General features: G+C 70.7%; 14 protein-coding genes and 1 pseudogene. 8 read left to right on the top strand and 7 right to left on the bottom strand.

Annotated features, from left to right (window positions below; translation table 11 throughout):
* Positions 1–91: 91 nt before the first annotated feature.
* Positions 92–343 carry a GNAT family N-acetyltransferase gene (locus tag ACGF12_RS27295; protein WP_393035297.1) on the bottom strand — a complete coding sequence of 84 codons (252 nt, stop codon included), beginning with the start codon at positions 341–343 and terminating at the stop codon, positions 92–94.
* 257 nt (positions 344–600) lie between these two features.
* Between ACGF12_RS27295 and ACGF12_RS27290 the strand changes: the two are divergent.
* The 4 genes and pseudogenes from ACGF12_RS27290 to ACGF12_RS27275 form a co-directional block, all read left to right on the top strand.
* Positions 601–807 (top strand): annotated as a pseudogene (locus ACGF12_RS27290) (transposase domain-containing protein); the annotation flags it as partial.
* Positions 808–899: 92 nt separating this feature from the next.
* Entirely contained in the window at positions 900–1748 is an 849-nt protein-coding gene (locus ACGF12_RS27285) for a helix-turn-helix transcriptional regulator (RefSeq protein ID WP_393035294.1), read from the top strand.
* Complete coding sequence (locus ACGF12_RS27280) at positions 1745–1972, top strand: DUF397 domain-containing protein (protein ID WP_393035291.1); 228 nt, start codon at positions 1745–1747, stop codon at positions 1970–1972. Before ACGF12_RS27285 ends, ACGF12_RS27280 begins: the two co-directional genes overlap by 4 nt.
* Before the next feature lie 160 nt (positions 1973–2132).
* The gene (locus ACGF12_RS27275; protein WP_393035288.1) at positions 2133–3020 is read left to right on the top strand and encodes a LysR family transcriptional regulator; all 888 of its coding nucleotides are present in this window, start codon (positions 2133–2135) and stop codon (positions 3018–3020) included.
* A 71-nt stretch (positions 3021–3091) separates the two neighbouring features.
* On the opposite strand, the gene ACGF12_RS27270 is transcribed toward ACGF12_RS27275, so the two are convergent.
* The 3 genes from ACGF12_RS27270 to ACGF12_RS27260 form a co-directional block, all read right to left on the bottom strand.
* Positions 3092–3880, bottom strand: a complete 789-nt coding sequence (locus ACGF12_RS27270) for an SDR family oxidoreductase (RefSeq protein ID WP_393035285.1) — start codon at positions 3878–3880, stop codon at positions 3092–3094.
* A gap of 85 nt (positions 3881–3965) precedes the next feature.
* Positions 3966–4541: a TetR/AcrR family transcriptional regulator gene (locus ACGF12_RS27265; RefSeq protein ID WP_393035282.1), complete on the bottom strand. Its 576-nt coding sequence runs from the start codon at positions 4539–4541 to the stop codon at positions 3966–3968.
* Between the two features lie 86 nt (positions 4542–4627).
* Positions 4628–5221 carry a TetR family transcriptional regulator gene (locus tag ACGF12_RS27260; RefSeq protein ID WP_393035279.1) on the bottom strand — a complete coding sequence of 198 codons (594 nt, stop codon included), beginning with the start codon at positions 5219–5221 and terminating at the stop codon, positions 4628–4630.
* Positions 5222–5344: 123 nt separating this feature from the next.
* Between ACGF12_RS27260 and ACGF12_RS27255 the strand changes: the two genes are divergently transcribed.
* On the top strand, positions 5345–5611 hold the full coding sequence (locus tag ACGF12_RS27255) for a hypothetical protein (protein ID WP_393035276.1): 267 nt from the start codon (positions 5345–5347) through the stop codon (positions 5609–5611).
* 235 nt (positions 5612–5846) lie between these two features.
* Here ACGF12_RS27255 and ACGF12_RS27250 read toward each other — a convergent pair whose 3' ends face one another.
* Together ACGF12_RS27250 and ACGF12_RS27245 are read right to left on the bottom strand one after the other, a co-directional pair.
* Entirely contained in the window at positions 5847–8414 is a 2568-nt protein-coding gene (locus ACGF12_RS27250) for an ABC transporter permease (protein ID WP_393035273.1), read from the bottom strand.
* A 4-nt stretch (positions 8415–8418) separates the two neighbouring features.
* Positions 8419–9246: an ABC transporter ATP-binding protein gene (locus ACGF12_RS27245; protein WP_393035270.1), complete on the bottom strand. Its 828-nt coding sequence runs from the start codon at positions 9244–9246 to the stop codon at positions 8419–8421.
* A gap of 89 nt (positions 9247–9335) precedes the next feature.
* Between ACGF12_RS27245 and ACGF12_RS27240 the strand changes: the two genes are divergently transcribed.
* The 3 genes from ACGF12_RS27240 (at position 9336) to ACGF12_RS27230 (ending at position 11514) form a co-directional block, all read left to right on the top strand.
* Positions 9336–9731 carry a BlaI/MecI/CopY family transcriptional regulator gene (locus ACGF12_RS27240; RefSeq protein WP_393035267.1) on the top strand — a complete coding sequence of 132 codons (396 nt, stop codon included), beginning with the start codon at positions 9336–9338 and terminating at the stop codon, positions 9729–9731.
* 8 nt (positions 9732–9739) lie between these two features.
* Positions 9740–10696 carry a M56 family metallopeptidase gene (locus ACGF12_RS27235; RefSeq protein ID WP_393035265.1) on the top strand — a complete coding sequence of 319 codons (957 nt, stop codon included), beginning with the start codon at positions 9740–9742 and terminating at the stop codon, positions 10694–10696.
* Positions 10697–10905: 209 nt separating this feature from the next.
* A complete protein-coding gene (locus ACGF12_RS27230; protein ID WP_393035262.1) occupies positions 10906–11514 on the top strand; it encodes a DNA-binding response regulator in 609 nt (202 codons plus the stop codon).
* Between the two features lie 9 nt (positions 11515–11523).
* Here ACGF12_RS27230 and ACGF12_RS27225 read toward each other — a convergent pair whose 3' ends face one another.
* The gene (locus ACGF12_RS27225) at positions 11524–12591 is read right to left on the bottom strand and encodes a sensor histidine kinase (RefSeq protein ID WP_393035305.1); all 1068 of its coding nucleotides are present in this window, start codon (positions 12589–12591) and stop codon (positions 11524–11526) included.
* Between the last annotated feature and the right edge of the window lies 1 nt (position 12592).

The raw sequence follows: 12592 nt of genomic DNA, 5'->3' as shown, positions 1-12592 counted from the left end.
CTACCTCACGCCACTCGAGATTCGGCGGCGGCACCGGCAAGGTCACACCCTCGCGGCGTAGACAGAGAGTGTCCAACCGCAGGGTGGAACTTCAGAACCAGCCGACGAACGCGCCGCCGTCCTTCTCGTGCGCGGCGAACAGGCCGAGGTCGTGATCCCAGCGCTCGTAGCCGGCGAGGATGCTGGGGATGGCGAGGTCGCGGACCTCCTCCGGCGGAGTCGGAGCGCCGCCGGTCAGGTAGCGCATCACCGCCGGGTCGCTGTCCAGCTCGATCAGCAGGTCCGCGTCGGCGGCGGCGAAGGGGCGCAGGGTCAGGCGCTCGGACTCGAGGTAGGTGGTCACGTGAGGATCATGGCCGAGGCGGGTCTGACGGTCCAGGCGTTTTCGGACCGCGTCTGTCACCGGGTGGGGTGCTGGAGGAGCAGCATGGCACGGCCGCCTTCACGTCATGGCCGAGGACCCGCCTCTATCGCTCCCCAAGTTGTTAGGGCTCGTGTGGGTCCGTCAAGAGAGTGGTGCCGGGCTGAACTGCGGACATGAGGACGGGACCTCCCGTATAGCAAGTGATCCACCAAGATCTGCTTGCTGAAGAGGTCCCGTTGGCTGACCAGTCTGCCATCGCTCGGCCAGATTGCCCTGCAAGAGGCGGAGATCCCGCTCTTGCGCCAGGTCATCTGGGTGAGCTCACCCGCTACCTTCCCGTCGAACTCGTTGACGCGGTACTCGAAGAGAACCGCGCGGTGGAACGCCGCCGGCGACTCCTGCCCTCTCGCGTCGGCGTGTACTTCGTGCTGGCCATGTCGCTTCTGAATTCGGCGGTCTAGGCCGCCAGTTGTTGGTAGCGGTGGTGCCCTTCTCGCAGGCAGACTGGTCAACTGACAGCTCAGGAGGGGACAACATGGCAGTCTCGACCGTTCGCCGTCGGAGGCTCGGCGGCATGCTGCGGAAGCTCCGTGAGGAACGGAAGCTCACCGCAGAAGTGGTCGCAGAGGCCACCGGGATGAGCCAGCCCAAACTCACTCGGATCGAGACAGCTCACACCGCAGCCAAGATCGAGGATGTCAACAAGCTCCTCGACTACTACGGGTGCGACGACGAGGACTTCCGAGCCGGGCTGATCGCCATCACCAAGGACGGCAGCAAGCGGGGCTGGTGGCTGAGCTATCGAGACGTCCTCCACGCGACCGCCACGGACCTGATCCTGTTGGAGTCCGATGCCTCGACGCTGAGGACCTACGAGCCGGCGTTCATCCCTGGGCTCTTCCAAACCCCTGAGTACGCCCGCATCATCATCGACCGGCTTCGAACTGAGTCCGGCGGCACGGTCGAAGACATGGTTCAGGTCCGGATGGCACGACAGTCGATCCTCACCAGGCCAAATCCTGTCCAGGTCTGGGCCGTAATTCATGAGGCGGCTCTGCATGCGAACGCCAACCGCACCGACATCATGTCCGCCCAGCTGGACAAACTGATCTCGTTGAGCCGCCTGTCCAATGTCAACATCCAGGTCATGCCGACAGGAGCGGCAGTCCACCCGGGGATGGCGGGCGCCTTCGCCCTGCTCGGGTTTCCCCAACGTGCGGACCTGGACGTCGTTCTGGCTGAAGGCCTGATCAGCAGTCTTTGGGTTGAGGACCCGACCGACGTGGAGCTCTACCGAGCGAAATTTCAGGAGATCACGGCTGAGGCCTTGTCAGTCGACTCATCGCTCGACTTCATCACCGCACAGAGGGACAAAATCAAGTGACCAACTACTACGCCGATGCTTCTGCCACCGGGTTCGCCTTCAAGGAGTCGAGCTACAGCGGGGGTAACGACAACTGCGTTGAAGTTGCCACCCTGACCAGGGAGGGTTCCTGTGTCCGCGACTCGAAGGATCCGAGCGGTCCTGCGCTGGCCTTCGACCGTGCGGCACACGAGTCCTTCATCAACGCAGTAGCCGCAGGTGAGTTCGACTTCGGACTCCTCTGATCGCGAGGTCCCGGGCACCGGACCGGGGACGGACGCCGGTTCCCCTGTGACCGGCGTTCGCCCCCGATGCCGATGGCCCGTGGCAACCCGTCCACTCTGGATTCGATCACCACCAGGCACAAGTGAATGTCTGTGGACCGCACCTCGTAGCATCGCTTAGATGTTGAACCTCGAACGCCTGCGCGTCCTCCACGCGGTGGCGATGACCGGATCCGTCGTGGGCGCCGCAAGACTCCTGCACGTAACCACGTCGGCGGTCTCTCAACAGCTGACGCGGCTGGAGCAGGAGACCGGGGCGCATCTCACAGAACGTCAAGGCCGCGGCATCCGCCTCACCGAGGCCGGCACCTTACTCGCCGATCAGGCCGAGGAGTTGCTCGCGCAGGCGGAGCGCGTCATGGCGGCGATGGCGCAGCACCGTGGAGTGGTGAGCGGCCACCTCACGGTCGCGGCCTTCCCGACCGCCGCGCGCGGGCTGCTCCCCCCGGCGCTGCGGGCCCTGCGGTCGCGGTACCCGGATCTGACGGTCTCGGCGCGGGAGCAGGAACCGTACGAGGCCATCCCGGCGGTGCGGCGCGGGCTGCTCGACCTGGCGGTCGTCGAGGACTGGATCGATGATCCGCTCGCCCTGCCCCAGGGGTTGGACCACCGCGCCCTCCTCGACGACACCTACGACATCGCCCTGCCCTCGGACCATCGGCTCGCCGACCGTCCGACGCTGAGGCTGGACGATCTCGGCGACGAGGACTGGATCACCTCAAGCGTCGGGCAACTGTGCCACGAACGGCTGGTGCGCAGCGTCCAGAAGCCCCGCATCGCCCACACCGCCTCGGAACACCCGACGCAGATCGCGCTGGTCGCGGCAGGACTGGGCATCGCGATCATCCCGCGCCTGGGACGGGAGGCGACGAACGCGCCGGTGCGGTTCGTGCCCCTGGCGGACGCCCCGCGCCGCCGCGTCTTCGCCATCTGGCGATCCACCTCGGCCGCGCGCCCCTCGATCGGCGTCGTGGTGGACGCCCTGCTCGAAGCCTGTCCGCCCGCCTGACAGGGGCTGATCCCTCACTTGCCGCTGTCGTGCCGGTCTGCCGACTACGCCGAGTGGCCACCGCAGCCCTGTCAGACGGTCTTGAGGGCGCCGCCGTCGATCACGTGGTCGGCGCCGTGAATGTTGCCGGCACGCTCGGAGAGCAGGAAGGCGACCAGGTCCGCGACCTCCTCGGGTGCGGTGAAGCGCCCCGAGGCGATGCCGAACTGCCCGGGCAGGCCTGCGAGCAAGTCGCCGTGGCCCACCCCGGACGCGGCGGCCACCTTGCCGCCGAACCCGTCCGGGTCGGTCCACAGCGGACTGGCCGTGGGGCCCGGGGAAACGGTGTTCACGCGGACCCCACGCGGCGCCAGCTCCTCGCTGAGCCGCTTCCCGAACTGGTTCAGCGCGGCCTTGGCCTCCGCGTAGCCGATCGGCGCGCCGGTGGGCATGCGGGCATTGATCGAGGAGATGTTCACGATCGCGCCCTTGCGCTCCAGGATGCTCGGCAGCGCCGCCTTGGTGGTCCACACCGCGCTGAACAGGTTGAGGTCGAAGATCGTCTGCCACTGCTCGTCGTCGACGTCCAGGAACCCGTCGAGGGACAGGTTTTCGGGGTCGCCCGCGCCGACGTTGTTGACGAGGAAGTCGATCCCGCCGACCGCGGCGAGCGCCTGATCGACGATCGACCGCGCCCCGTCGCGGGTGCTCAGGTCGACGGACACGGCCGCGGCGGCGACCTTCTCCAGCTCCAGGGTGACGGTCCGGGCGGCACCCACCACCCGGACACCCTCCGCGGCCAGGGTCTGCGCGATCGCGAGGCCGATGCCGCGACTCGCGCCGGTGACCAGCGCGGTCTTTCCGCTGATGCCGAGGTCCATGGTCTCTCCTTCTTGATTCACTGATTCTTGAACTGAAGGTCTAAAATGAGGGCACAAAAAATGCCGTCCCGCGAGGTGTTGCGCCTCAGAGGCCCACCAAGGCCGTGTCGATGATCCGGTACAGGACCGACCGGTCGAACGTCTTGGCCATGACCCGCAGCCCCGCAAGGGTGGTCTGGAGAAACAGCGCCTGCGTCCTGGCGTCGACACCTCGGTCGACGTCGCCGTCCCGCTTCCCCCGCTCGATGCGGGCCGCGAACAGCTCGATCATGCGCTCCTCGATGCGGTGCACCTTGCGAGTGGCGTCCTCGTCCCGCCCGCCGAGCTCCTCGACCGTGTTCTGGGCCAGACACCCGCGACGGACCGGCCCGTCCAGGTCCATGTCCACGAGCAGCACGAAGTACGCACGGATGCGCTCCTTGGTGGTGCCCGGCCGCGAGAGGAACTCCTCGGTCACCTCCGAGCCCATCCGGCCGTAGAGGTCCAACGCCTTGGCGAACAACTCCCGCTTGGAGCCGAAGGAGTGGTACAGGCTGCCCTTGGCCACTCCGGTCGCTTCGGCGAGGTCGGCGGGGGACGTGCCGGCGTAGCCCTTGGTCCAGAACGTCTCCATCGCCTGCGCGATGACCACGTCCGGTTCGAAGCTCTTCGGCCTGCCCATGCCACTACCGTAGCGATAATTTGACCTGCGGGTCAAATACTCGGGCCGCCGGGGGCCCGGGCTGGGCACAGCCGGCGGTGGGTTCGTCAGGCGGCGGGCTTCGTCAGGCGGCGGACCAGGGTGACGACGGCCTCCCGGTCCGTTGCGGCGTCGCTCGTGCCGGGCATGAGCAGGCGGACCATCTGCGGCAGCGTGAACCACGCGTTCACCAGGCCGATCACCGCGAACATCAGTCGCGCCGGATCCACGTCCTCGGCCAGCTCGCCGGCCTGCTGCGCGGCCGCAAGGGTGGCGACCTTCTCGCCGTAGTGCGCGGTGCGTTCGGGCCCGGCCGCCAACTCCTGGGACGCCGTGCCACGCTGCAGGCCCTCCCAGGCCAGCAGGCGGGAGAAGTGCGGGTTGGCCGAGTGATAGTCGAAGACGCGTCCGGCATAGTCGCCAAGGTCCCGCCCCCGCTCCAGGACGAGCGGCACCGCTTCCGCCAGCTTGCCGAGTTCGGACGTCAGCACCGCGGAGAAGAGCTGCTCCTTGTTGCCGAAGTACTGGTAGATCCGCTCCTTGTTCACACCCGCCCGGGTGGCCACCCGGGCGATCCGGGCACCGTCCGGGCCGAACTCGGCGAACTCCTCGACCGCGGCATCGAGGAGGAGTTGCTGCGTGCGTGCGGTGTCCCAGGCCATGGCTCAACCATAGCGCGAATCTCCAACCCGATAGTTGGACATCCGCGCAGGCCTCTGCCAGAATCTCCAACCGAAGGGTTGGAGATTCTGGCTCCAGCCGATCGCCAAGGGGAGGAACGCGCCATGAGCACCATGAGCACCGACAGCATCACCGCACCGGCACCCGCAGCCCCGTCCGCGCACCGCCGGGCCCTGCTCACCTGGCTCGCCGTCTACCCGACCATCACCGCCGCCTTCGTCCTGCTCGGCCCCTACCTCGGCCATCTGCCGCTGCCGCTGCGGACCCTGGTGATGACCGCCCTCGTCGTCCCGGTCGTCAGCTACGCGCTGATGCCCCTGCTGCTCAAGGCGGAGACGAAGTTCGCCCGCCGCCGCGGTCGCCGGAGGTAGCGAGCATCGTTCATCAGGGCCTCGGTCATGCGGTCAACCTGGACGGGCGGCGGGTCGGCGCCGTGGTGGAAGCCGCCCACGGGAATGATCACGGCGGTGGGGGGGGGCGCCCCCGCGGGGGCGGGCGCCCCCCCGGGGGGGGGGGGGGGGGGGGCGGGCCGCCCCGCCCCCCCCCCCCCCCCCCCCCCCCCCCCCCCCCCCCCCCCCCCCCCCCCCCCCCCCCCCGCCGCTGCCGTCACGAGGTGGCGATGGCCCCCAACACCCGCATCCGGGCCGCCTTCACCGCGGGCAGCACCGCCGCGGCCAGTCCGGCGACGGCCGCGCCGACCAGCACCGCGAGGATCGTCGTCCACGGGATGCTCAGCGCCGTGATGCCGTACAGCTCCAGCACCTTCTGGCCCGCGACGCCCCAGACGAGGCCCAGGCCCAGCCCCAGCAGCGCGCCGTGCACGGCGATCAGTACCGACTCCAGCCGGACCATCCGGCCGACCTGCCCGCGTGAGGTGCCGATCGCGCGCAGCAGGCCGATCTCCCTCGTGCGCTCGATCACCGACAGGGCAAGGGTGTTGACCACTCCCAGCACCGCGATGACGATCGCCAGCGCGAGCAGGGCGTAGACCAGGTACAACACCGTGTCGACCTGGCCGGTGATCGACTTCTTGTAGTCGGCCTGGCTCTGCACGGTCACCTGCGGGTACCCCGCGAGCGCCGCGTCCAGACCGGCCTGGACCTTCGAACGGTCAGCACCGGCCGCGGTGTTGAGGTAGAGCGTGAAGTCCTGCGCCTCGGGGGCGAACCTGTCGAGGGTGTCGAGGGACACCTCCCAGCTGCCGCCGTCCTTGCCCGCGCCCGCCGGTGGCTTGCTGATCGCGCCGACCGTCAGCGTGCCCATCCGGCCGTTCAGGAAGTGGAGTTCGACCTGCGAGCCCACCGAGAGGTGGTCGGCGCCGGCGGTGGTCTGGTCGACCATCACCTTGCCCGCCGCCACGTCCGCCGTGGAACCCGCGACGTACTGGGGCTTGACGGCCCGGTCCACGGTCGCGACGTCCACGCCCGACAGCACCAGCTGGAACCCGTTCAGGTGCGCCACCGCGTACCGCTGCCGGGTGACGGCCTGCACGCCCGGGATGGCCTTGACCCGGTCCGTCACCTCGTGCCCGATCGGCGTGGCACCGTTGCCGGAGAGTACGTAGTCGGCGCCGAAGGTGTTGTCGACGTCCTTGTCCACGGACGCCGTCAGCGAGGCCGCCAGCACCGCGACCGCGCCGACCAGCGACAGGCTGATCATCAGCGCGCCCGCCGTCGCCCCGGTACGCCGGGGGTTGCGGACGGCGTTCAGCCGGCTCATCCGCCCGACCGTGCCGAAGAGCGCCGGGTACGGCGCGCCCAGCCCGTACACGACCACCCGTGACAGCGCCGGGCCGAGCACCACCAGCGCGAGCAGCGACGCGACGATCCCGCCGCCGAGCAGCGCCCCCGCCGTGATGATCGTGGCGTGGTGCGTGGCGGCCCCGTACAGCAGACCCAGCCCCGCCACCAGCAGCACCGCGCCGAGTGCCGTCCGCCGGCCGAGCCTCGGCGCGACGGGTACGGCGGCCTCGCGCAGGGCGGCCATCGGGGAGATCCGGGCGGCGCGCCGGGCCGGGAGGTACGCGGCGATCAGCGTCACCAGCACGCCCACGGCGTACGCCGCCACCGGGGTCACCGGGTCGACGACCAGCGCGGTGCCGGACAGGTCGACGCCGAACTGCGAGATCAGCGACTTCAGGCCGGCCGCCAGGCCGATGCCGACCCCGAGGCCGAGCGTGGAGCCGATGACGCCGAGCAGCAGCGCCTCGGTCAGCACCGAGCGCAGCACCTGGCCCCGGCCCGCGCCCAACGCGCGCAGCAGGCCCAACTCGCGCGTCCGCTGGGCGACCAGCATCGCGAAGGTGTTGAGGATCAGAAAGATCCCGACCAGTACCGCCAGTCCGGCGAAGCCGAGCAGGGCGAGCGTCACCACGCTGAGGAAGGAGCTGATCTGCTGGGCGGCGGTCTGCGCCTGCTCCTCCTTGGTGGCCACCGAGTAGCCCTCGCCGAGCGCCGCCTTGATCCGCTGCTGGGCGGTGGCGTGGCCGACACCCGGATCGGTGTCGACCGTGACGCCGGTGAACTGGTCGGGCTTGCCGAGCAGTTGGGCCTGGGCGGTGGCGGTGTCGAGGTAGGCCATGGTCACGCCCGCCCCCGACGATTCTTTCTGCCCGGTCGTGAAGGTGACGACGCCGACCAGGGTGCCCGGGGTGGAGCCGGACGGGGTGAGGACGTGCAGCGGGTCGCCGAGGTGGATGCCCTTGTGCCGGGCGCTGGCCTGGTCGAGGACGATCTCGCCGATGTGCGCCGGGGCGTGGCCCTGCACCAGGTGGACCTGCGGGTCGTCGTACCAGTTCTGGCCGAGCGTCGGGGCTCCCGTCGTCGGGCCGACCGGCTTGTTGTCCTTGTCGACGACGGTGAGGTTCTGCAGGCTCACCTGGCCGTGCGCGGCCCGCACGCCCGGGACGGCGGCGACCTTGGCCACGACGGCGGCGGGCAGGGTCGGGGTCTCGCCGGACAGGCCGCGGTCCTCGACCTCGGGGGTGAACGCCTGCTTCGGCTTGATCGTCACGTCGGCGGCGGTCGAGCCGGCGATGCTGGTGAACGCCACGTTGATGGTGTCGGAGAAGACGAGCGTGCCGGAGACGAACGCGACACCGAGCAGGACGGCGAGGGTGGACAGTGCCATGCGGCCCTTGTGGGCCAGGAAGTTGCGGAGGCTTGCCTTGAGCACGTCGTCAGCTCCTGCGCCCGGCGCCGTCGAACCGGCGCATCCGGTCCAGTACGGAGTCGGCGGTGGGCTCCGGGAGCTCGTCCACGATCCGGCCGTCGGCGAGGAAGAGGACGCGGTCGGCGTAGGAGGCGGCGACCGGGTCGTGGGTGACCATCACGATGGTCTGGCCCAGGTCGTCGACGGACTGGCGCAGGAAGGAGAGGATCTCGGCTCCGGCTCGGGAGTCGAGGTTGCCGGTGGGCTCGTCGGCGAAGATGATCTCCGGCCGGCTCGCCAGCGCGCGGGCGCACGCGACGCGCTGCTGCTGGCCGCCGGACAGCTCGGTCGGCCGGTGCTTCAGGCGCCCGGACAGGCCGACGGTGTCGATCACCTTGTCCACCCAGGCCTGGTCGGGCTTGCGGCCCGCGATGTCCATCGGCAGCGTGATGTTCTCCAGCGCGGTGAGCGTGGGGAGCAGGTTGAACGCCTGGAAGACGAAGCCGACCTTGTCGCGGCGCAGCTGGGTGAGCTTCTTGTCCTTGAGCCGGGTGATCTCGGTGTCGCCGATGAGGATCTGCCCGGAGGTGGCGGTGTCCAGGCCGGCCAGGCAGTGCATCAGGGTGGACTTGCCGGAGCCGGACGGTCCCATGATCGCCACGAACTCGCCGCGCCGGACGGCGACGTCGACCGCGTCCAGGGCGACCACCCTGGTCTCGCCGGAGCCGTACGCCTTGGTCAGGGCCTCGGCGCGGGCGGCCGTGGTGGTCTGGGGTGGGGCTTCGGCCGCCGCTGATGTACTCACCGCACGTCCTCCTCGGTACGCTGCCCGCCACTCGCGCGCGGCGCGGGGCATGACAGACTCTGGGCAGGCAGAAACTTCTACGATCAGACGTAGAACTTCTACGTGGAATGTAGAAGATAGCGCGGGAGGTGACCAAGTCCGTGGGCGTACACGAACCCACCCCGACCGAAGGTCGAGCCAAAGGCGAGCTGGAAGCCGAGATCCTGGCCGCCCTCCGACACTCCGCCCCCGAGGCGCTCACCCCCGGCGAGGCACTCGAACGGGTCGACGCCCGGCTCGCGTACTCCACCGTCGTCACCGCCCTCACCCGCATGCACGACAAGGGCCTGCTCAGCCGGGCCAAGCGCGGCCGCGCCTACGCCTACACCGTCGTCTCCGACGAGTCCGAACTCGCCGCCCGCAAGATGAGCCGGATGCTCGACGGACGCAGCGACCGCGAGGCCGTCCTCACCCACTTCATCGACGAACTCTCCGACGACGACGAGGAGTTCCTGCGCCGACTGCTCGGCCCGGGAGCGCTCGGACCCGGAGCGTAGCCGGCCCGATGCGCATCGCCGTCTACCTGCCGCTGCTCCTCCCCCTGCTCGCCGCACTCCTCGCCCGGCCGGTCGGCGAACGGCTGCCGCCCCGGCCGGCCACCTGGCTGCTCACCGTCGGCTCGCTGGTCCTGGCCGCCGCCAGCACCGCGGCGCTCGGCATGCTCACCGTCACCGGGCTGATCCGGATCCCGCTGCTGGCCCGGCTCGCCCACGACCACTGGTCGGCGCCCGCCGCCCAACACCACGACCCGGCCTCCTTCTCGGTGGCCGTACTCGCCGGCGCCCTGCTCACCGCCGCCCTCGCGACAGCAGGGCGGATGCTGTGGCGGCGCGCCCGCACCCTGGCCCGGGCGGCCACCGAGGCTGCCTGCCTGCCGGGGCGTCAGCAGCTGGTCGTGGTCGACGACCCGGCCGCCGAGGCGTACGCGATACCCGGACGGCCGGGCCGGATCGTGGTCTCCACCGGCATGCTCGCGGCGCTCGACCCGGCCGAGCGGAAAGTCCTGCTCGCCCACGAACGGGCCCACCTCGCCCACCGCCACTACCTGTTCGTCGCCCTCGCCCAACTCGGCGCCGCCGCCAACCCGTTCCTGCGGCCGCTCGCCGACACGGTCACCTTCACCGTGGAACGCTGGGCCGACGAGAGCGCCGCCGCAGCCGTCGGCGACCGCGAACAGGTCGCCCGCACCATCGGCAAGGCCGCCCTCGCCGCCCGCCGCACCCGGGCCCGCACCCGCATCCCGGCCGCCGCCCTCGCCATCCTCGGCCGCCTCCGCCCGCACGCCCTCGGGCCGGTCCCCCGCCGGGTCACCGCCCTCCTCGCCCCCACCCCGACTCCCCGCGGCTGGCCCCTCGCCGCCCTCACCGCCCTCGCCCTCACCACCGCCCTCTGCACGGCCGAAGCCGCCCACGACCTGGAGGCCCTGCTCGAACTCGCCAAACACGCCGCCACCCACCGCTGAGCCACCGCCCCGCCTCCGGCGAGGCGGAGGCGGGGCGGAGGCGGGGAGAGGGCGGACGAGGGCGGACGAGGGAGGGAAACGGCGGGCGCGGGGCCGCCCGGGGCCGCCGAACTCGCGGAGCGTGTCGGGCGCCCCCGGGCGCCGGTTCCCCTACCATCGGAGGTCCGTCCGGGTGGCACGCCCGGCCGTGGCTCTGGGGGGATCACCGGGTGATACGGATTCTGCTGGCCGAGGACATGCACATGGTCCGAGGCGCGCTCGTGGCACTGCTGGACCTGGAGGACGACCTCGAGGTGGTCGCGGAGACCGAGCGCGGTGATCTGGTGGTGCCGAAGGCGCTGGAGACCGGGCCGGATGTGGCGATCATCGACATCGACCTTCCGGGCATGGACGGCCTGACCGCCGCGCGCCTGTTGAAGACCGAACTACCGCAGTGCCGGACGCTGATCCTGACCAGCCTGGGGCGGCCCGGCACACTGCGCCGGGCGTTGGAGGCGCAGGTGTCCGGCTTCCTGCTGAAGGACGCGCCGCCGAAGCAGCTCGCCGAGGCGGTGCGCGGAGTGGCCGCGGGTCAGCGGGTGATCGACCCCCAGCTGTTGCTGGACGCCTTCGACAGCGGCCAGAACCCGCTGACCCTGCGGGAGACCGAGGTGCTGCGGGCCGCCGCCGGCGGGGCCGAGGCGGCGGAGATCGCGGCGACCCTGCACCTGTCGGTCGGGACGGTCCGGAACTACCTGACGACGATCGTGACGAAGCTCAACGCCCGCAACCGGATCGACGCGATCAGGCTGGCCGAGGAATCCGGCTGGCTGCTCTAGCCGCACCGCTCACACCGGGACCTCGGCCACCAGGTGGAACCACCCCCGCCCGTCGGGCCCGGCGCTGAGCCTGCCGCCGACCTTGGCGAGCCGCACCTCCAGGTTGTCCAGCCCGCCGCCGTGCCGGTCCGCGTCCCCGAGCGCTGCCCGCTCGGGGACGCCGTCGTTTGAGAGGGTGAGCCGCAGCCGCCCGCCCTCCACACCGCCCCTGACGACGCAGCACTCCGCCTTGCTGTGCCGCAGCAGGTTGGTGACGCCCTCGCGCAGCACGGTGGCGAGCACGGTGTCGGCCTCCCCGGTGGGCTGGATGCCGCCGAGGTCGAACCGGGCCTCGATGTCGGCGGCCGCGAGCACCGACCGCGCCGAGACGGCCTCGCTCTCCAGCGACATGTCCCGGTAGCCGCGGGCCACCGCGCGCACGTCGGCCAGGGCCTGCCGGGAGATCTCCAGCACCCCGCCGAGCTCGTCCAGCGCCCGCTCCGGGTTGGCCGTGACCAGTCGGCAGGTCAGCTCGCTCTTCAGGGTGATCGCCGAGAGGCTGTAGCCGAGCAGGTCGTGCAGGTCGCGGGCGAACCGCAGCCGTTCCCGGGTGACGGCCAGTCGGGCCAGCTCCTGCTGGGCCTGCTGCACCTCGATGACGAGTTGGGCGAGCCTGGTCAGGCCGAAGACGATCAGGCCGGTCAGCGCCGTCGCCACGGTGAGGTAGACGGCCTCGGCCACGCTGATGCCCAGCAGCGCGCCACTGACCCCGGACAGCACCACCACCGCCCCGAAGGCCGCCCCGGCCCGCTTGCCGCGCAGCAGGAGCAGCACCGAGGAACCGAGGAAACCCGCCATCCCGCCCCAGGCGAAGCCGAAGAGCACCAGCGGAACGTACGTCAGCACCGCCTGCGCCAGCAGCGTCCAGCGCCCGTAGCGCTCCCGGACGCGCTGCATCCGGGGTGCGCAATGGACGAACTGGAGCGCCGAGGCGGCGGTGAATGTCAGGCTCGCGGCAACGAATTGACTGTCCGTCGGATGACTTGTCGCCATGTTCAGAAAGCCGATCAGCACGAAGCCGAGCTGCACGATCACCACA

It is taken from the genome of Kitasatospora sp. NPDC048296 (assembly GCF_043201815.1).
Classification (GTDB): Bacteria; Actinomycetota; Actinomycetes; order Streptomycetales; family Streptomycetaceae; genus Kitasatospora.
The sequence above is the reverse complement of the archived record's forward strand: the minus strand, read 5'-3'. Positions and strand labels throughout refer to the sequence as shown.

Excerpts from the sequence above, each read along its gene's own strand:
- ACGF12_RS27285 (WP_393035294.1), top strand. The coding sequence starts at position 900 with ATGGCAGTCTCGACCGTTCGCCGTCGGAGGCTCGGCGGCATGCTGCGG.
- ACGF12_RS27275 (WP_393035288.1), top strand. The coding sequence starts at position 2,133 with ATGTTGAACCTCGAACGCCTGCGCGTCCTCCACGCGGTGGCGATGACC.
- ACGF12_RS27270 (WP_393035285.1), bottom strand. The coding sequence starts at position 3,880 with ATGGACCTCGGCATCAGCGGAAAGACCGCGCTGGTCACCGGCGCGAGT.
- ACGF12_RS27265 (WP_393035282.1), bottom strand. The coding sequence starts at position 4,541 with ATGGGCAGGCCGAAGAGCTTCGAACCGGACGTGGTCATCGCGCAGGCG.
- ACGF12_RS27260 (WP_393035279.1), bottom strand. The coding sequence starts at position 5,221 with ATGGCCTGGGACACCGCACGCACGCAGCAACTCCTCCTCGATGCCGCG.
- ACGF12_RS27255 (WP_393035276.1), top strand. The coding sequence starts at position 5,345 with ATGAGCACCATGAGCACCGACAGCATCACCGCACCGGCACCCGCAGCC.
- ACGF12_RS27245 (WP_393035270.1), bottom strand. The coding sequence starts at position 9,246 with ATGCCCCGCGCCGCGCGCGAGTGGCGGGCAGCGTACCGAGGAGGACGT.
- ACGF12_RS27235 (WP_393035265.1), top strand. The coding sequence starts at position 9,740 with ATGCGCATCGCCGTCTACCTGCCGCTGCTCCTCCCCCTGCTCGCCGCA.